Genomic DNA, 18,214 nt, shown 5'->3' with positions numbered 1-18,214 from the left:
ATATGAGATGAATACCAAAAAATGGAAGAGAGCGATGCTCGTTGAATATCCGGCCCGGCTGTACATCGTTGCGGGCCTGCTGCTGCTCATCGGCTTCGGTGCCGGTACGGGATCGCAGGCGCTCGCCTTCGTGGCCGCCGCGGTCGCAGTCATGCTGCTTCCCGGCCTGTTCACGCGCCAGAGCTTCGTTTCGAGCGAAGAAGAGGATGAGGAGCGCGAGCCTGCCGAGCCGGTCGTGCTGCCCGATGATACGATCGGGCTGGAAGTCTTGGAGGACGCCGCTCTCGTCGTCACGACCGAGCATGACGTCGTGGCCGCGAATAGCGCGGCGCGCGAGCTTCTCGGCACGGTGCCGGCGGAGGATGTCCGCCTCGCCATTCGCCACCCGGTCGCGCTGGAGGCGGTCGATATCGCCATCAGCGAGCGGTCGGAGGTCGTACGCGAACTCGACAGCTTTGCGGCTGCGGGCCGCACCTACCGACTGCGGATCGCCCCCATCGACGAACACCGCCTGCTCATGAACTTCGTCGACTACAGCCAGGTGCGCGCGACGGAGAGGATGCGTGCGGATTTCGTCGCCAATGCAAGCCACGAACTGCGCACGCCGCTCGCAACGGTCTCCGGGTTCATCGAGACGCTTCAGGGTGCAGCGGCCGACGACGAGGCCGCCCGCACGCGGTTTCTCGGGCTGATGAACGAGGAGACCAGTCGCATGACCCGGCTGATCGACGATCTGCTGTCGCTCTCGCGGGTCGAGCTCGACAAGTCGATGCGGCCCCGTACGCGCACCGACCTCCTCGCGCTGGTCGACGAGTTTTCGGAGACCGTGGAACTGGAAGCGGACGCCGGCGGCCACGAATTCATTGTCGATGCAGAGGCGAATCTTCCGCCGGTGCTCGCCGACCGCGACCAGATCTTTCAGGTTCTGCGCAACCTCGTCTCGAATGCGTTCAAATATGGTGGCAGCGGGTCGCCGGTGACCTTGTCCCTGCGCCGCGCGGAGAATTCGGTCCTCGTTTCGGTCAGGGACGAGGGGGAGGGCATCCTGCCCGAGCATATTCCCCGGCTCACCGAGCGCTTCTACCGCGTCGACGCCGGCCGCTCGCGCCGCCTCGGCGGAACCGGGCTCGGGCTGGCGATCGTGAAGCACATCGTCGAACGCCACCGCGGCAAGCTCGAGATACGGTCCGAGCCGGGCGTGGGGACCGTCGTCTCCTTCACGATTCCGCTTGCCGGGCCGCTTTCCGGCGAGGCCGGAGGAGCGCTTCCGGCCCTGCCGGAGGATCTTCGCGCGATTTAGTCACAATTCTGCAAACTGCGCTCGTCAGTAGGGCCGGGTTCGACCGCCGCGCAAATCGGATCGCCAGCTTGGACATGGCAGGCTGGGTGCGGCATTGCGATTGAAGACAGAGTTTATGTAGGGGGCGCGGACGCGCACATGACGCTAGGCGGATTCGCACTGATCATCGTCGCGCTGGCGGTTCTCGCCTATCTGACGACGCGTGCCCGGGCCGCGGCGTTCGGCGGACCGGCGGGAACGATGCGCTCGCACTCGCGTCCCGTCTACCATGGCGCCTGGGCGGCGATCCTTGCCTTCGTGCCCGCCATATTGGTCATCGTCTTCTGGGCGGTGCTCGGCGACAATATCGTCGCGCAGCAGACGCTTGCCCGCATCCCCGAGGCGATTCGTCCGGGTAGCGGCATCGAGCAGCAGGCGTTTCTCAACGAGCTGCGCGCCGTCTATTCCGGCGCGCTGCCGGCGGCCTTCAACGAGAATGTGGCCGCCGCCGTCCCCGTCTACGGCGAGCTTGTCGGCTTCTGGCGCCTTGTCATCGGTGGCCTCGCGCTGCTTCTCGCGCTGATCGGCGGCGGCTATGCCTGGCTCAACAGCCAGTCTGAATTTCGCGCCCGCACGCATGTGGAAAGCTTCGCCACGATCGTCCTCGCGCTGGCGTCGCTGGTGGCGATTCTCACCACCTTCGGCATCGTCCTGTCGCTGCTTTACGAAAGCCTCGAATTCTTCAGCCGGGTATCGCCGTTCGAGTTCATCTTCGGCACGCAGTGGTCGCCGCAGACCGCAATCCGCGAGGACCAGGTCGGCTCTACCGGCGCGTTCGGTGCCGTGCCGCTTTTCTGGGGCACCGTGTTCATCGGCGCGATCATCGCGATGATCGTCGCGATTCCGCTCGGCCTGATGTCCGCCATCTATCTGACGCAATATGCCGGTGCCTCCGCGCGCCGCATCCTCAAGCCCCTGCTCGAGATTCTCGCCGGTGTGCCGACGGTCGTCTACGGCTATTTCGCGGCGCTGACGGTCGCGCCGGCGGTGCGCGAATTCGCCATTTCCATCGGTATCGACAGCGCGTCGTCGGAAAGCGCCCTCGCCGCCGGCGCGGTCATGGGGATCATGATCATCCCCTTCGTATCCTCGATGGCGGACGATGCGCTTTCGGCCGTTCCCGGCTCGATGCGCGATGGCAGCCTCGCCATGGGCGCAACGCCGTCCGAAACGATCAAGAAGGTCCTCGTGCCGGCCGCGCTGCCCGGGATCGTCGGCGGCATACTCCTCGCCGTCAGCCGGGCCATCGGCGAGACCATGATCGTGGTGATGGCGGCGGGTCAGGCGGCAAATCTGACGGCGAACCCCTTCGAATCCGTCACCACCGTCACGGCGCAGATCGTGCAGCTTCTGACCGGCGACCAGGAATTCGACTCGGCCAAGACGCTCAGCGCCTTCGCGCTCGGTCTCGTCCTCTTCATCGTGACGCTCCTTTTGAACATCTACGCGCTCGCGGTCGTGAAGCGCTACCGGGAGGCTTATGACTGATCCGTCATCGCCCAGCGACACCGGCGAGACCCTTCCCGAGCGCACCCCGACGGAATGGCATTCGAACGCGATGCAGCGCCGCATCCGGCGCCGCTATGCACGCGAACGGCGTTTCCGCTTTTTCGGGCTGGCCGCGCTCGTCCTTGCCGCCGGCTTCCTGGCCTTTCTCCTGTTCACGATCGTCTCCGATGGCTGGCGCGGGTTCCAGCGCGCCGAGGTCGCCGTCGAGGTGACCTATGTCGAGGACGAGCTGACCGCCGAAAGCGGCTCACTTGCCCGCGCCGACTACCGCACGCTTCTGCGCCGCGACCTCCGCGAGCAGTTCGGGACGGAGCGCGTCGCCAGCGAGGGCGCATGGCTGCGCCTGCGTGAGCGGATGGAGGAAAACCCGGGGCTTCTCGGGCAGACCGAGCGCGTCTGGGTCGTCGCCTCGCCGGAGGTCGACCTGATGGCCAAGGGCGATGTCGACTTCACGCTTCCGGCAGAGCGCCGCGTGGTCGATGACGAGATGGTCGAAGATTATCGCGACCTGCGAGAATCGGACCGGGTGCGCCTTGCCTTCAACAGTGGTTTTCTCAGCCGCGCAGACAGCACCAGTTCCGAACTTGCGGGCGTCTGGGGCGCGCTTATCGGCTCCATCCTCACCATTCTCGTTACCTTGGCGATCAGCTTCCCCATCGGCGTGATGACCGCGGTCTATCTTGAGGAATATGCGCCGAAGAACCGCATCACCGACATCATCGAGGTATCGATCAACAACCTGGCGGCCGTGCCCTCGATCATCTTCGGTCTTCTGGGCCTGGCGGTATTCCTAAATTTCTTCGGCATGCCCCGCTCGGCGCCGCTCGTCGGCGGGCTGACGCTGGCGCTCATGACCCTTCCCGTGATCGTGATTGCCGCGCGCGTCGCGCTCCAGTCGGTGCCGCCCTCCATCAAGGATGCTGCGCTCGGGGTCGGCGCATCGCGTCTTCAGGTGATCAGCCACCATGTCCTTCCGGTGGCGCTGCCCGGCATTCTGACCGGTACGATTATCGGCGTCAGCCGCGCGCTGGGGGAAACGGCACCGCTGCTTCTCATCGGCATGCGCGCGTTCGTGTCGGACATACCCGAAGGGGTGACGCAGCCCGCGACGGTGCTGCCGGTACAGATTTTCCTGTGGTCGGATGAGGTAGGCCGAGGCTTCATTGAAAAGACTTCCGCGGCGATCATGGTGCTCCTTGCGGTTCTTCTCAGTATGAATGCACTCGCCATCTATCTGCGTAATAAGTTCGAGAGGCGTTGGTAATGGCCGAATACGACACCGAGACCGTCGTTCACGAAGAGATGACGCTCCGCAACGACGCCAAGATGACGGCACGCGACGTCAGCGTCTTCTACGGACAGAAGCAGGCCGTGCGCAGCGTCTCGATCGACGTCGATTCGCATTATGTCACGGCCTTCATCGGGCCCTCCGGTTGCGGCAAGTCGACCTTCCTGCGGTGCTTCAACCGAATGAACGACACCATCGATATCGCGCGGGTCGAAGGCGACATCGATCTTGACGGGCGCGATATCTACGATCCGAAGATGGACGTCGTGCAGCTGCGCGCCCGGGTCGGCATGGTGTTCCAGAAACCGAACCCGTTCCCCAAGTCGATCTATGAGAACATCGCCTACGGCCCCCGCATTCACGGGCTCGCGGAATCCAAGACCGACATGGACCGGATCGTCGAAACCAGCCTGCAGCGCGCCGGACTTTGGAACGAGGTCAAGGACCGGCTCGACGAAAGCGGGACGGCGCTGTCGGGCGGCCAGCAGCAGCGCCTGTGTATTGCGCGGGCGATCGCCGTCGACCCGGAGGTGATCCTGATGGACGAACCCTGTTCGGCCTTGGACCCAATCGCCACGGCGAAGGTTGAAGAATTGATTGATGAACTCCAGGGCCGCTATGCCATTGTGATCGTCACGCACAATATGCAGCAGGCCGCCCGTGTGTCGCAGCGCACGGCGTTTTTCCACCTGGGGCATCTTGTGGAGTACGGGCCGACCGACGAGATATTCACGAATCCCAAGGCGGACCGTACGCGAGATTATATTACCGGTCGCTTCGGCTGATCCGGACTATTGGAGAACCCATGTCGTCACCGCCTTCCCCTCCCGGCCACACCGTCAAGTCCTTCGACGATGACTTGCGCTCGCTGCGGTCCATGATCGGGCGCATGGGCGGACTTGCACGCAAGCAACTCGACGACAGCATCGAGGCTTTGCTGACCAGCGACGAGGAAGCTGCCGACCGCATCTGCGCGAAGGACAAGGAGCTCGACGAGATGGAGATGGAGGCTGAGGCCTATGCCATTTCCATTATCGCGCGCCGTGCGCCGATGGCGGGCGATCTGCGCGAAGTCATCGCTGCGCTTAAGATCGGTTCGGTCATCGAACGGGTCGGCGACTATGCGAAGAATTGCGCGCGCCGGGTTTCTGTGTTGGCGGGGCATGTCGACCGCGGGGTTCACCCCGGCATCGCGGAAATGGCGCGCATGGCATCGTCCCTCCTGGATGACGCGCTGACATCGTTCGCCCAGCGCGACTCGGAGCTGGCCAAGAAGGTTGCCGCCGGCGACGAGGCAATCGACGACTATTATGAAAGTCTGTTCCAGGCGCTTCTCGCTCAGATTGCCGAGGACCCGAACCAGACCGCGACCGCGACACATTTCATTTTCATCATCAAGAATTTGGAACGCGTCGGCGATCACGCTACGAATATCGCCGAAATGGTACACTACAGCGCAACCGGTGATCATATCGCGGACCGTCCGAAGGGCGGCGACGCCACGGAAATTTCTCTGCCGCTCTGATCATGGGAAAACAGGCCATGGATCCGAAGGTTCTGATCGTCGAAGACGATACAAACCTCGTTGAACTGCTGACCTACAATCTGGAGAAGGAAGGCTTTGCGACCGTCCAGACCGAGGATGGCGAAGAGGCACTCGTCCTTGCGCAGGAGGAAAGTCCGGACATCGTCATTCTGGACTGGATGATCGCCAACCTTTCCGGAATCGAAGTCTGCCGCCGACTTCGCCGCAGTCCCGCGACCCAGAATGTGCCGATCATCATGCTGACCGCACGGACCGAGGAGGCTGACCGGATCAGGGGCCTCGAAACCGGCGCAGACGACTATATCACGAAGCCCTTCAGTCCCCGCGAACTGGTCGCCCGCATTAATGCGGTGCTCCGGCGGCTGCGCCCGGCCATTGCGGGCGCCACGCTCAGCTATGCCGACATCGAAATGGACCTCGGTGCGCATAAGGTCGTGCGCGCCGGCGAAGCCATCTCGCTCGGGCCGACCGAATTCCGGCTACTGCGCCATTTTCTCGAACATCCAGGCCGTGTCTTCAGCCGCGAACAATTGCTGGATGCCGTCTGGGGGCGCGACGTCTATGTCGAGCAGCGGACCGTGGACGTCCACATCCGCCGGTTACGCAAGGCGATCAACGCCAATGGCCGCAGCGACATCATCCGAACCGTCCGTTCCGCGGGTTATGCCCTCGACTCCGGTGTGGGTCAGAGCTGAGGCAGGGCGGCGGCCCAGCCTGATGAAAGGGCAGGGTTCCGGCTTTCTCCGCCCTTCGCTAGGGCAGGCGGCAGCTATGACTTTTGGAGACTGACATGGATTTCACCGACCGCGTTGCGATCGTCACCGGCGCCGGCAACGGCCTCGGCCGCGAATATGCCCTCGACCTTGGTAAAAGGGGTGCGAAGGTCGTGGTGAACGACCTTGGCGGCGCGCGCGACGGCACCGGTGGGTCCGCGACGGCCGCCGAATCCGTGGTGGCGGAGATCGAAGAGGCGGGCGGAACGGCGATCGCCAGTCCCGCCAGCGTAACCGACCGCGACGCCGTCTTCGCCATGGTCGACCAGGTCATGTCCAAGTGGGGAAGGATCGACATCCTCGTGAACAACGCCGGCGTGCTGCGCGACAAGAGCTTCGCGAAGATGGAGCTGGACGACTTCCAGTTTGTCCTCGACGTGCACCTGATGGGCTCGGTGAATTGCACGAAGGCGGTGTGGCAGCACATGCGCGATGCCAATTATGGCCGCATCGTCATGACCGCGTCCTCGACGGGTCTCTACGGAAATTTCGGACAGACGAACTACGGCGCTGCGAAGCTCGGCCTGGTGGGGCTGATGAAGTCGCTGGCGCTGGAAGGCGCGAAGAACAACATTCATGTGAATACCATCACCCCGGTCGCCGGCACGCGTATGACCGAAGACATCATGCCCGAGCAGATGCTGGAGATCTATTCGCCGGATAAGGTTGCGCCCGCAGTCGTGTTCCTCGCATCCGACGAGGCACCGACCAATACGATTCTCGGCGCCGGTGCGGGCGGCTATCACGCGGCCCATGTGACTCTGACCAAGGGGATCATGCTGCGCGAGCAAGAGCGGACAGCCGAGACCATTGCCAAGCGGTTCTCCGAAATTGTGGACCGGGAGGGCGAAACCGTGCCGCAGTCCGGATCCGAGCAGGGTGCACTCGTGATGGGGCGCCAGGGAGAGATCAGTTAACGAGGGGAATCCCGGCTCGCCGGTAGGCGGCGCGCGGCGCACGCGGCGCATCGCCTACGGCGTTGCGCTGGTCATCGCCTTCATCAGCGGGGGACAGAGCGGCTTTCTCGATCGGACCGCGGCGCAACTGACCGCGTTCGATTTCGCGCTCATGGTCCCCTTGCTGGCCGCCTGCATCATCTGGACGGCGGCGGACTCGCGGCTTCACGGCAAGGAGCCCCCGCCCATCTGGCTGAAGCTCCTCATCATCTTCGTTCTTCCTCTGGGGCTCCTCTGGGGCACCATTCGCAGCCGCGGGGCAGGTCGGGGGATAGCCGCTTTCCTGGTCTTCGTGGGCGGTTACGTCGTCGCGCAGGTCTTCGGGTTTCTCGCAGGAAGCGCAGTCTCAGGCCTGATCTGAACTGGCGATGCCATTGGCGGTGCGCGATTAGAGCTCGCTTTAGCCCCGCCGTCAGTCCTCTTGTACCGAACCGGTCAGGCGGTAAATATGCGCCATGCTTCGTAAATTCGTCCTAGCCGTACAGATGCGGACTTTCCTTGCCGCGCTCGTGGCTCTTTGCGCTCTCGTCTGGTCCGCCCCTGGTGCGGCCCAGGTCACCATCGCGTTCTGGTCTCAGGACACGGGGGAATATTTCCCTCACGCCTTCGTCACCTTGCGCGGGCACATGAAGGACGGTGAGGTCGTCGACGAAAGCTATGGCTTCACCGTAAAAACGGTGAGTCCCTTGATCCTCCTCACCGACGTGGCCGGGAAGATCGATTTCACCGAGCCCGACTATATGGCGAACAGCGACGTCTGGTTCGAGCTGGACATCGACGACCGTCAGGTGGAGCGGGTGCGTTCGCTCGTGACCGAGTGGGGCGATGAAGGCGACAACACGTACAGCCTCAACAACCGGAACTGCGTGCATTTCGTTGCCGAGGCGATGCGCCGGTCGGGCCTCGTGGTCGAGCCGCGCGAGGAGTTGATGAAGAAGCCCAAGAGCTTCACCATCCATCAGATGGAGCTGAACGCCGACGAGGTAAACCAGCTGGGGATGAGCGCTCCGGACTATTGGGCGCTTCTGGAAAAGCGCGATGCCGGCGCAATGGAGGCTGCGCAGACCTCTGCCGGCGCAGAGGCCGCGTCAGGCTCCAACTGATCGGGCGGGCCAGCGGGGCGGGAATTAGGCCGCCGCTAGGCCTCCACCAGCTTCATGAGGCGCCGTTCCAGAGGCGCCATCAGGCTTTTCAGATCGCTGCCGCGTTTCAGCGTTTGCCCGGCTTCTCCCAGAAGCGCGTACAGGCCCTGCTTGCGTGCCAGGTCGGGCCGCTTGACGATCGAAATCTCCGGCCGGTCGGCCGCGCGGCGAAAGGCGCTGAAGCGCGCCTCGCGGCTTTCGAAATCGATGGAATAGTCGCGCCACTGACCCGCAGACACCATGCGGCCGTAAAGGTTCATGATCTGGTTGATCTCGTGGCGATCGAACAGGACCTGCGTGTCTTTGTTCTTCTTGTCGCCGAACAGCGGCGTGACACTTGCTGAGATTGACTATCTCCCTATGCGTTTGCGCGGCTGGGGATCATCCGCCCCCCGCCGGGAAGCGTCAAGGCGCTCCTCCAGCGCCTGCAATTCGGCCCTCAGCGCCTCGATCTGCTGCATGGCGGGATCGCAGCGATCCGCGCAGGGGGTGCCATAGGGCATGAAGTCGGCGGCGTAGTTCTCGGCGGCGACGGGGACCGGCTTACCTGGAATTCCGACCATCGTGGCGCCTTCGGGCACTTCGCGCGTGACGACCGCATTGGCGCCGATGCGCGCACGCTTGCCGACATAGATGGGCCCCAGAATCTGCGCACCGGAGCCGACGATGACGCCGTCGTCGAGCGTCGGATGCCGCTTGCCGGGCACGCCGTTCGCCGGATTGGTCCCGCCCAAGGTCACGCACTGGTAGATGGTGACGTCGTCGCCGATCTCCGCGGTTTCGCCGATCACCGTGAAGCCGTGATCTATGAACAGGTGCTTGCCGATGCGCGCCCCGGGATGGATGTCGATCGCGGTGAACATGCGCGCAATGTGGTTCACCACGCGGGCCAGCAGGTAGAGCTCTCCGCGGTAGAGGAAGTGCGCGAGGCGGTGGGCGCCGAGAGCCCAGACACCGGGATAGAGCAGCACCTCCCAGCGCGAGCGGGCCGCCGGATCGCGCTGCTTCACGCTGTCGAGATATGCGACAAGTTCGCGGAACATCCTGGCCACTCCTGCATTCGCAATCTTCGGTCGTTTCATTCCTGCAAAACAGGAATATGATAACCGGCCTGGGCGTTAATTGTCGTCTCACCCCGCGCTGCGCAAGGGGCGGGCCGGCCAGAAAAAACTGTCACGCAGATAGCCGACCTTCTTCCGTTCGTCCTAGTCGGTTTCCTCGCCCAGCTCGTTGACGGCGCGCTGGGCATGGCCTTCGGGGTCATCTCTTCGACATTGCTGATCGGCTTCGGGGTGCCGCCCGCGGCTGCGTCGGCGGGCGTGCACCTTGCCGAATGCGTGACGACGGGCGTCAGCGGCATGGGCCATATCGCGGCCCGGAACATCGACTGGCGCCTGTTTCGCCGGCTCGTCCTGCCGGGCCTGATCGGCGGCGCGCTCGGGGCCTATGTTCTCAGCAGCATAGACGCGTCGGCCGCCAAGCCCTTCGTGCTCGCCTATCTTCTGGGGATCGGGGTCCTGCTCCTCTGGCGGGCGCTGCGCTATCCGCCGGTGCCCAAGCAACCGAAGATCGTCGCGCCGATCGGCCTGGCGGGCGGATTTCTCGATGCTGCGGGCGGTGGCGGCTGGGGACCGGTCGTCACCTCCAACCTGCTGCTTCAGGGCTCGAGCCCGCGCACCACCGTCGGCACGGTCAACAGCGCCGAGTTCCTGTTGACCCTGACCATCTCGGTCACCTTCATCCTCTCGCTCGGCTTCGAGGCGTTTACGAGGGCCACTCTGGGCCTTGTCGTCGGCGGGCTGATCGCGGCGCCGCTCGGCCCGATCGCGGTGCGGTATCTCAAGCCGCGATCGCTCCTGATCCTCGCAGGCGCCGTGATCATCCTCACGAGCGCCTACGGGATCTATTCGGCTGTCGCCGGGGGCTAGGCCGCCGCGAGCGTGCGGCCGAGCGCGAAGACGACGGCCGCCATGCGGACGGCGAACTGGATCGTCTCGGCGTTGACGCCTTCCTTGATCAGCACCTTCTCGTGGCTGTCGATGCACATGCCGCAGCCGTTGATGGCGCTGACGGCCAGCGACCACAGTTCGAAGTCGACCTTGTCGACGCCGGGATTGGCCATCGCGTTCATGCGCAGCTTGGCGGGCATGTTCGCATATTCGTCGTTCCCGGCGAGGTGCGTGAAGCGGTAGTAGATGTTGTTCATCGCCATCAGGCTGGCAGCCGCCTTGGCGGCGTTCATCGCCTCTTCGGAAAGATGCTCGCCGGCTTCCTCTTCGGCGGCATCGATCAGCGGGCCGTAGCTGGTGGCATGGGCACAGGCGACCAGCAGGCCGTATTTCTTCTGCTCGTCGACGGTGCCGTCTCCGAGCAGCGAGCCGATGTTGAGCTTCGTGTCCTTCGCATAGTCGGGAAGTTCGCGGGCGAGGTCCTTGACCTGTGACATGGGGGCGTCCTTTCGTTTCGGGGAACGGCTTCGGGGGAGTGAGGCGCACCGGTACGCGGCACGGTCTCATGAAAAGAAAAGGGGCGGCGACGAATGACCGGCGCCGCCCCTGATCGGGTAGAGGAAGTCGGCTTACGCGGCCGGCTTCAGCGTTTCCTGACCCTGGTCCCAGTTGCACGGGCACAGTTCGTCGGTCTGCAGCGCATCGAGGATCCGCAGCGTCTCCTGCGGGTTACGGCCGACGTTCAGGCCGTTGATCGTGATGTGCTGGATGATGTTGTCCGGGTCGACGATGAAGGTCGCGCGCAGGGCGACACCGGCGTCGGCGTCGACGATGCCGAGCGCATTGGCCAGTTCCTTCTTGTTGTCGGCCAGCCACCAGAAATCCTGGGCGGCGAGACGTTCGTCGGACTTACGCCATGCGAAGTGTACGAAGTCGGTGTCGGTGGAAGCACCGATCAGCACCGCGTCGCGGTCTTCGAAATCTTCCTTGAGGTCGCCATAGCCGATGATCTCGGTCGGGCAGACGAAGGTGAAGTCCTTCGGCCACCAGAACAGGATCTTCCACTTGCCCTCGAAATCGCTGTGGCTGATGCGCTCGTCGTCCGGAAGCGCGTCGACACCCTTCTGTGCGGGGACGTTGAATTCGGGAAGCTTGTCGCCAATCGTCAGCATGCTGGTTGCTCTCCTGCTTTGGTAAAACTCGGGTGAACGAGGCGGGCGGGAAGCCCGCTCGGGCCCTCACTCACCTCGTCAACGGGCTTGCATATGGGAGTGGTTCCTATAATCAGCCAATTAATTTTTTTTGACGGAATGATCGAAGGGGCCGATCATGCATCTACCTACGCTGAAGCAGCTGCAATATCTCGTGGCGCTTGCGGACTATGGCCATTTCGGCCGCGCGGCAGAGGCCAGCTTCGTCACTCAGTCGACCCTCTCGGCGGGCATCCGGGAGCTTGAAACGCTTCTCGATGCGCACCTCGTGGAGCGTACCCGGCGCGTCGTCCGCTTTACGCCTTTGGGCGACCGCATCGCCGACCGGGCGCGGCGGATTCTCGCCGATGCCGAAGATCTCGCCGCACTCGCGCAGATGGAATCGAAGCCGCTGACGGGCGATCTGCGACTTGGTGTGATTCCCACCATCGCGCCCTTTTTCCTGCCTCGTGCGCTCCCGGCGCTGCGCAAGGCGCATCCGAATTTGAGGCTGTTTCTGCGCGAGGAGCCGAGTTCGGGCGCCTGCGACGCACTCCAGAAGGGGCAGCTAGACTGTGTGCTTCTGGCACTGCCTTATGGCTGCGGGGAGGTGGAGACCGAGAAGCTGTTCGACGACCGTCTGCTGGTCGCAGCTCACAAGGACGATGAGACGCTGGCAGCCGAAAGCGTGGCCGCCGGCGAAATTGACGGCGACCGGCTTCTCCTTCTCGAGGATGGGCACTGTCTCAAAGAACATGCCCTTGCCGCGTGTCGCCGGCCCGAATTTCGTACCGAGGCGTCGGTCATCGGTACCTCGCTTCACACGCTCATCCAGATGGTCGATAACCGGCTCGGGCTTACGCTCGTGCCGCAAATGGCGCTCGACGCCGGCCTTCTCCGCGGAACGGACGTCGAGGTCCGCCCGCTTGAGGGCAATGCGTCGCGCGAGATTGCGCTTATCTGGCGCAAGTCGAGCCCGCGCGAGGCGGAATTCAGGATGCTCGCGAAAGCGTTGGTCGACGCTGCCGCTGCGGGCTCCTAGAGCCCGGCAGGACGTCTGCCGGAAATGAACGAAAACAGACTTGGAGGGATCGAAATGAAAGCGCTGCTTTGCAAGGAACACGGACCGCCGGAAAAGCTCGTGGTGGAGGATGTTCCCTCGCCCGAGCCGAAGAAGGGTGAAGTTCGCATCAACCTGAAGGCGGCGGGGGTGAACTTCCCGGACACGCTGATCATCCGCAACCTCTATCAGTTCAAACCCGACCTGCCCTTCTCTCCTGGAGGCGAGGCCTCGGGCGTCGTCGACAAGCTGGGGGAAGGCGTTTCCCATCTGAAGGATGGTGACCGGGTATTGGTCATGTGCGGCAACGGTGCGTTCGCCGAACAGATCGCCGTCGATGCCAGCCGGGTCATTCCCATCCCCGACGATATGGATTTCGATATCGCCGCGGGCTTCACCATGACCTACGGCACCTCCCATCATGCGCTGAAACAGCGCGGCGACCTGAAACCGGGCGAGACTCTGCTCGTTCTGGGCGCTGCCGGGGGCGTCGGCCTCGCTGCGGTCGAGATCGGCAAGCTGATGGGCGCGAAGGTGATCGCCGCTGCGTCGACGCAGGAAAAGCTCGACCTCTGCAAGGAATATGGGGCCACCGAGTTCATCAACTATAGCGATGAAGATCTTCGCGAGGGGATCAAGCGGACGACCGGCGGTGCAGGCCCTGACGTGATCTACGATCCGGTGGGCGACAAGTTTTTCGAACCCGCATTTCGTTCTATCGGATGGAATGGCCGCTATCTTGTTATCGGCTTTGCCGGCGGCGAAATCCCGAAACTTCCCATGAATCTGCCGCTCATCAAGGGCGCCGCCATCGTGGGCGTGTTCTGGGGATCCTTCACGGCCCGCGAACCGAAGGTTCACCAGGAGAATATGACCGAGCTGATGGGCTGGCTGAACGACGGCAAGCTGAAGCCTTACGTGTCGAAGCGGTTCCCTCTTGAAGAGGGCGGCGAAGCCATTCGCTGGATGATGGACCGAAAGGCCATGGGCAAGGTTCTCGTAGAGATTGGCGACTGAGGATGTTTACCGCCCGTTGCGCCGCCCTTCTCGCATTCCCCATCGCCGCAGCGGCGGTTCCGGCCGCTGCACAGCTTAGCCCCGCTGAGCAGCGCATTCCCGCTGCCGTCGAGGCGGAGACCGAGACTGTTGAGGACTTCCTCGAGGAGATCGTGAACGTCAATTCAGGGTCCCTCAACGTCGAGGGTGTGCGGCGCGTAGGGCAGATGGTGCGGGAGGCCTTCGAACCGCTGGGCTTTACAGCCGAGTGGATCGACATGGCCGAGACGGGCCGCGCCGGGCATCTCGTCCTGACGCATGAAGGCTCGGGCGAGGGCAAGCGTATGCTGCTCATCGGCCATCTCGACACCGTGTTCGAGCCGGATTCCCCGTTCCAGCGCTACGAGCTCGATCCGGACGATCCGAACCGGGCGATCGGACCGGGTGTCGCCGACGACAAGGGCGGTATCGCCGTTCTGCTTTCGGCTCTCTCCGCGATGAAAGCGGCGGGAACGCTCGCGCCCGCCGACATCAAGATCGTCCTGACGGGTGATGAGGAGCGTCCCGGTTCGCCGCTCGACGTCGCGCGCCGCGACCTCATAGAGGCTGGCCGCTGGGCCGATGTCGCGCTCGGTTTCGAGGGGCTGTCCGTCGATGCGGATGGTCTTGAATATGGCACCATCGCACGCCGGTCCTCCACCAGCTGGACGCTGACCACCACCGGACGTCAGGCCCACTCCAGCGGTGTCTTTTCCGACGCTTCGGGCTACGGCGCGATCTACGAAATGGTGCGCATCCTCGATGACTGGCGCAGCGATGTGCGCGAAGGCAATCTGACCTTCAACGTGGGCGTCATGGGCGGCGGAACGACTGCGGAGATCGACGACCGCGGGCTCGCCATTTCCTCGTCGGGCAAGACCAATGTTATTGCGCAAACTGCGGTGGCGCGCGGCGGGCTGCGCACGCTGACACCAGAACAGGATGCCGATGTGCGCGCGAAGATGCAGGCGATCGTCGCGCTCAATCTGCCGGGGACGGACGCAGAGCTCGTATTTTCGGACGATGGCTACCCCGCCATGGCGCCGAAGGAGGCAAATCGTGCGCTCTTGGGCGAACTCAACGAGGTCAGCCGCGATCTCGGTCTGCCCGAACTCGGGGAATGGGATCCCGCACGGCGCGGGGCCGCGGACATCAGCTTCGTGTCGGAATATGTCGATGCAGCGCTCGCCGGCATGGCAACGGATGGCGGCAACAGTCACGCCCCGGGCGAGTATGTGCTGCTAGATTCGATCACCCGACAGGCGAAGCGCATGGCGGTCCTTATGAGCAGGCTCGCCCTCCAGCCGCGGGACTAGCTTCCGGCGGCGGGGGCTGCCTTTCCCAGCGAGCGCCCGGTCCTCCGCGCCTTTTCACAAGGCCTCTGCCGCTTCTCGCATGGTCATGCTAGGCGGTCGTCCATGCTGACGATGAAGGACATCACGGTGCGGCTTGGCGGCCGAACCATCCTGGACCGCGCGTCCGCGGCGATCCCGCCGGGCGGGCGCGTCGGGCTCGTGGGTCGGAACGGTGCAGGCAAGTCGACCCTGATGAAGGTCATGATCGGGGAGATCGAGACCGACAGCGGCGACTTCGACCTGCCGAAGGGCATGCGCATCGGCTATCTGGAGCAGGAGGCGCCGAGCGGCGAGGCTACGCCGTTGGAGCTGGTCCTCGCCGCCGATACCGAGCGTGCGGCTCTCCTCGAGGAAACCGAGACCTGTGAGGACCTTGGACGGCTAGGCGAGATTCACGAGCGCCTCAACATGATCGACGCCTGGTCCGCGGAGGCCCGCGCGGCGCGCATTCTGGTCGGGCTAGGCTTCGATGAGGAGATGCAGGGCAGGCCGGTCGACAGCTACTCGGGCGGCTGGAAGATGCGCGTTGCGCTCGCGGCGCTGCTGTTTTCGCAGCCCGACTTGCTCCTCCTCGACGAACCGTCGAACCACCTCGACCTCGAAGCGACGCTGTGGCTCGAGAATTTTTTGAAGGCCTATCCCGCCACCATGGTCGTGATCAGTCACGAACGCGACCTTCTCAACAATGTGGTCGATCATATCCTCCACATCGAGCAGGGACGCGCGAAACTCTACAGCGGCGGCTACGACAGCTTCGAGCGGCAGCGCGCCGAACATCTGGCTCAGCAGGCGGCAACGGCGCGCAAGCAGCAGGCGGAGCGCGAGAAGCTGCAGGCGTTTGTCGACCGCTGGCGGGCCAAGGCATCGAAGGCAAAGCAGGCGCAAAGCCGGGTGAAGGCGCTCGAAAAGATGAAGCCGGTGGCGGCCGTGATCGAGGATCCGACGCTATCCTTCGACTTTCCCTCTTCTCCAGAGCTGAAGCCGCCGCTCATGACGCTCGACATGGCGTCCGTCGGCTATAACGGGCGTCCGGTTCTGTCGCGTCTCAACCTGCGCATCGACCCCGATGAGCGCATCGCGCTCCTGGGGCAGAACGGCAATGGCAAGACCACGCTGGCACGGCTTCTGGCGGCTCAGCTGCCCCCCATGGACGGCGAAGTGCATGCGTCTGGCAAGATGACCGTGGGGTACTTCACTCAGTATCAGGTCGAGGAACTCGACCGGACGGCCACGCCGCTCGAGCAGATGACGCGCCAGATGGACAGCGCGCCGCAGGCAAAGGTCCGCGCGCAGCTCGGCAGGTTCGGCTTTTCCGGGGAACGCGCCACGCAGCTGATCGGCAGCCTGTCGGGCGGGGAGCGGGCGCGCCTCGCGCTCGCGCTCATCACGCGCCATGCCCCGCATCTTCTTATCCTCGACGAGCCGACGAACCATCTCGACGTCGACACGCGCGAAGCCCTCGTTCAGGCGCTGAACGAATATCAGGGCACCGTCATCATCGTCAGTCACGATCGTCACATGATCGAGCTGGTAGCCGACCGGCTGGTTCTCGTCGCCGATCGCCGCGCGGAGGATTTCGACGGCACACTCGACGATTACACCGACTTCATTCTCGGCCGGCGGGAGCGGAAGGGCGGCGCGAAGGGGCAGGGCGCCGGGGCGAAGTCGGCCGCGCCCGCTCAAGCCTCCACTCCGGCGTCCCCTCCCGCGCTGTCGCGCGAACAGCAGAAGGACCTCAAGAAACGCGCGGCCACGCACGAGGCCGCCATGGCCCGTCTCGGCCGCGACATCTCCATCGTCGATACGGCGGTGGCCGATCCCGCGCTGGCTGGCAACGGCGCGGCGATCGCCGACCTCATGAAGCGCCGCGCCGAGCTCGAGGGCGAACTCGCGCGTGCCGAGGCCGCCTGGCTTGAGGCCGCTTCGGCCCTCGAAACGGCTTAGCCCGCCGAACGGCCTGGCGCCCGAAAGCCTCAGCGAACGAAGCTTGCCCCGTTCATGTCGATGACGCTGCCGGTCATGGAAGCCGGAGCGTCATAGGCGCAATAGGCCGCGATGCTGGCGACCTCCTCGGGGGTGCCGACCCGGCCGAGCGGAATGTCGTTGAGCAGCTTTTCGCCCCCACGGCTGGCCAGATAGTCCTCCGCCATGCCGGTCATCACATAGCCCGGCGCGATGGTGTAGATGAGGATGCCCTCACCCGCGAGGCCGCGCGCCAGCGTCTTGCCGAGGCCGACCAGCCCCGCCTTCGCCGCCGCATAATGGCCATAGTCGATGCCGTCGCCGCGATAGGCTGCACGGCTGGCGATGTTGACGATGCGGCCGCCGGTGCCGCGCGCCTTCCAGTGTTCGATGGCGAGGCGGCTGAGGTCTGCGGGCGCCTGGAGGTTGATGGCGAGGCCGCGCGCCCACCCTTCGCTCCAGTCCTCGTCGCTCGATCCCAGAGGCACCTTGTCGAACAGCCCCGCATTGTTGACGAGGACGTCGATCTCGCCGCCCAGCGCGCTTTTCGCTTTCGCCCACAGTTCCTGGGCCGCGCCGGGCCGGGTGAAGTCCGCACCGACCCGGTTGGGTCCTGCCGCCGTTCCATGTCCGATCACGGCCGCGCCGCGTTCTGCAAGTTCGGTTTCGATGGCCGCGCCGATGCCGCGCGACGTTCCGGTGACGAGGATCTTCATGGACGGTCCAGTCTGTTGGAGAGAGGCAGGTTTCAGGCGTGCGCCTAGGCGGTTTCGGCCGCGCGCTCCAGTGCCAGGCCAGTACGGGGTCAGTACCGGGGCCAGCACCGGAACGCCTGCGCCGGTGGATCACGTCGCCGCGATCGGGGCCGGGCCGTTCTCCGAAAAATCTCCCGTCTTGCAATTTCCCGTGTGACATCCGCTTGACAGGGTCCGGCAGCCTACGTACATGGCGCGCCTCCGGTGACGCAAAGCCGCTCCCGGAACTCCCACGCGGGTGTAGCTCAGTTGGTTAGAGCGCCGGCCTGTCACGCCGGAGGCCGCGGGTTCAAGTCCCGTCACTCGCGCCATTTCCCCCTTATCGTCGCACCGGTGAAACCGGCCCGCATCCGCG

Annotated in this window: 19 protein-coding genes and 1 tRNA gene; 15 read left to right on the top strand and 5 right to left on the bottom strand. The window is 64.3% G+C overall.

The genetic code is table 11. From position 1 onward, the window contains the following. Window positions 1-34: 34 nt before the first annotated feature. The 9 genes from KCN53_RS09060 to KCN53_RS09020 all read left to right on the top strand — a co-directional run bounded on the left by KCN53_RS09060 (window position 35) and on the right by KCN53_RS09020 (window position 8,514). Window positions 35-1,300 carry an ATP-binding protein gene (locus tag KCN53_RS09060; protein WP_172406235.1) on the top strand — a complete coding sequence of 422 codons (1,266 nt, stop codon included), beginning with the start codon at window positions 35-37 and terminating at the stop codon, window positions 1,298-1,300. Window positions 1,301-1,438: 138 nt separating this feature from the next. After that, window positions 1,439-2,827, top strand: coding sequence for a phosphate ABC transporter permease subunit PstC (pstC, locus tag KCN53_RS09055; protein WP_088712663.1), 1,389 nt, complete (start codon window positions 1,439-1,441; stop codon window positions 2,825-2,827). Then, the gene (gene pstA / locus KCN53_RS09050; RefSeq protein WP_088712664.1) at window positions 2,820-4,112 is read left to right on the top strand and encodes a phosphate ABC transporter permease PstA; all 1,293 of its coding nucleotides are present in this window, start codon (window positions 2,820-2,822) and stop codon (window positions 4,110-4,112) included. The genes pstC and pstA overlap by 8 nt, the downstream gene beginning before the upstream one ends. Next, window positions 4,112-4,921: a phosphate ABC transporter ATP-binding protein PstB gene (pstB, locus tag KCN53_RS09045; RefSeq protein WP_088712665.1), complete on the top strand. Its 810-nt coding sequence runs from the start codon at window positions 4,112-4,114 to the stop codon at window positions 4,919-4,921. Before pstA ends, pstB begins: the two co-directional genes overlap by 1 nt. A gap of 20 nt (window positions 4,922-4,941) precedes the next feature. After that, the gene (phoU, locus tag KCN53_RS09040) at window positions 4,942-5,661 is read left to right on the top strand and encodes a phosphate signaling complex protein PhoU (protein ID WP_088712666.1); all 720 of its coding nucleotides are present in this window, start codon (window positions 4,942-4,944) and stop codon (window positions 5,659-5,661) included. A 17-nt stretch (window positions 5,662-5,678) separates the two neighbouring features. After that, the gene (gene phoB / locus KCN53_RS09035) at window positions 5,679-6,377 is read left to right on the top strand and encodes a phosphate regulon transcriptional regulator PhoB (RefSeq protein ID WP_088713453.1); all 699 of its coding nucleotides are present in this window, start codon (window positions 5,679-5,681) and stop codon (window positions 6,375-6,377) included. A gap of 95 nt (window positions 6,378-6,472) precedes the next feature. Beyond that, complete coding sequence (locus tag KCN53_RS09030; RefSeq protein WP_088712667.1) at window positions 6,473-7,372, top strand: SDR family NAD(P)-dependent oxidoreductase; 900 nt, start codon at window positions 6,473-6,475, stop codon at window positions 7,370-7,372. Between the two features lie 151 nt (window positions 7,373-7,523). Beyond that, entirely contained in the window at window positions 7,524-7,772 is a 249-nt protein-coding gene (locus KCN53_RS09025) for a hypothetical protein (RefSeq protein WP_088712668.1), read from the top strand. 94 nt (window positions 7,773-7,866) lie between these two features. Then, entirely contained in the window at window positions 7,867-8,514 is a 648-nt protein-coding gene (locus tag KCN53_RS09020) for a hypothetical protein (protein ID WP_088712669.1), read from the top strand. Between the two features lie 35 nt (window positions 8,515-8,549). On the opposite strand, the gene KCN53_RS09015 is transcribed toward KCN53_RS09020, so the two are convergent. Next, window positions 8,550-8,843, bottom strand: a complete 294-nt coding sequence (locus tag KCN53_RS09015; RefSeq protein WP_317988427.1) for a DUF2794 domain-containing protein — start codon at window positions 8,841-8,843, stop codon at window positions 8,550-8,552. Window positions 8,844-8,903: 60 nt separating this feature from the next. After that, the gene (gene epsC, locus KCN53_RS09010; RefSeq protein WP_088712671.1) at window positions 8,904-9,596 is read right to left on the bottom strand and encodes a serine O-acetyltransferase EpsC; all 693 of its coding nucleotides are present in this window, start codon (window positions 9,594-9,596) and stop codon (window positions 8,904-8,906) included. A 138-nt stretch (window positions 9,597-9,734) separates the two neighbouring features. Here epsC and KCN53_RS09005 point away from each other — a divergent pair, with 138 nt between their 5' ends. After that, a complete protein-coding gene (locus KCN53_RS09005; protein WP_088712672.1) occupies window positions 9,735-10,481 on the top strand; it encodes a sulfite exporter TauE/SafE family protein in 747 nt (248 codons plus the stop codon). Here the strand turns inward: KCN53_RS09005 and KCN53_RS09000 are convergent. Together KCN53_RS09000 and KCN53_RS08995 are read right to left on the bottom strand one after the other, a co-directional pair. Next, window positions 10,478-10,999, bottom strand: a complete 522-nt coding sequence (locus KCN53_RS09000) for a carboxymuconolactone decarboxylase family protein (RefSeq protein ID WP_088712673.1) — start codon at window positions 10,997-10,999, stop codon at window positions 10,478-10,480. The two genes, KCN53_RS09005 and KCN53_RS09000, sit on opposite strands and share 4 nt — an antisense overlap. 132 nt (window positions 11,000-11,131) lie before the next feature. Continuing rightward, window positions 11,132-11,674, bottom strand: coding sequence for a peroxiredoxin (locus tag KCN53_RS08995; protein ID WP_088712674.1), 543 nt, complete (start codon window positions 11,672-11,674; stop codon window positions 11,132-11,134). Between the two features lie 157 nt (window positions 11,675-11,831). On the opposite strand from KCN53_RS08995, the gene KCN53_RS08990 reads away from it, so the two are divergent. From KCN53_RS08990 to KCN53_RS08975, 4 genes are all read left to right on the top strand, one after another. Beyond that, window positions 11,832-12,734, top strand: coding sequence for a hydrogen peroxide-inducible genes activator (locus tag KCN53_RS08990; RefSeq protein WP_088712675.1), 903 nt, complete (start codon window positions 11,832-11,834; stop codon window positions 12,732-12,734). A 54-nt stretch (window positions 12,735-12,788) separates the two neighbouring features. Then, complete coding sequence (locus tag KCN53_RS08985) at window positions 12,789-13,769, top strand: NADPH:quinone oxidoreductase family protein (RefSeq protein WP_088713454.1); 981 nt, start codon at window positions 12,789-12,791, stop codon at window positions 13,767-13,769. A 2-nt stretch (window positions 13,770-13,771) separates the two neighbouring features. Continuing rightward, window positions 13,772-15,103, top strand: a complete 1,332-nt coding sequence (locus KCN53_RS08980) for a M20/M25/M40 family metallo-hydrolase (protein WP_088712676.1) — start codon at window positions 13,772-13,774, stop codon at window positions 15,101-15,103. Window positions 15,104-15,205: 102 nt separating this feature from the next. Continuing rightward, entirely contained in the window at window positions 15,206-17,086 is a 1,881-nt protein-coding gene (locus KCN53_RS08975) for an ABC-F family ATP-binding cassette domain-containing protein (RefSeq protein WP_088712677.1), read from the top strand. 29 nt (window positions 17,087-17,115) lie between these two features. Here KCN53_RS08975 and KCN53_RS08970 read toward each other — a convergent pair whose 3' ends face one another. Next, window positions 17,116-17,820 (bottom strand): SDR family NAD(P)-dependent oxidoreductase, encoded by a 705-nt coding sequence (locus KCN53_RS08970; RefSeq protein WP_088712678.1) that lies wholly within the window; start codon window positions 17,818-17,820, stop codon window positions 17,116-17,118. A gap of 273 nt (window positions 17,821-18,093) precedes the next feature. Between KCN53_RS08970 and KCN53_RS08965 the strand changes: the two genes are divergently transcribed. Beyond that, window positions 18,094-18,170 (top strand) — tRNA-Asp (locus tag KCN53_RS08965). The last annotated feature ends 44 nt before the right edge of the window (window positions 18,171-18,214 follow it).

The sequence above is a fragment of the Pacificimonas aurantium genome, from assembly GCF_020092905.1.
Taxonomy (GTDB): domain Bacteria; phylum Pseudomonadota; class Alphaproteobacteria; order Sphingomonadales; family Sphingomonadaceae; genus Pacificimonas; species Pacificimonas aurantium.
Note: the sequence above shows the minus strand (reverse complement) of the source record. Positions and strands in the feature narration are given on the sequence as shown.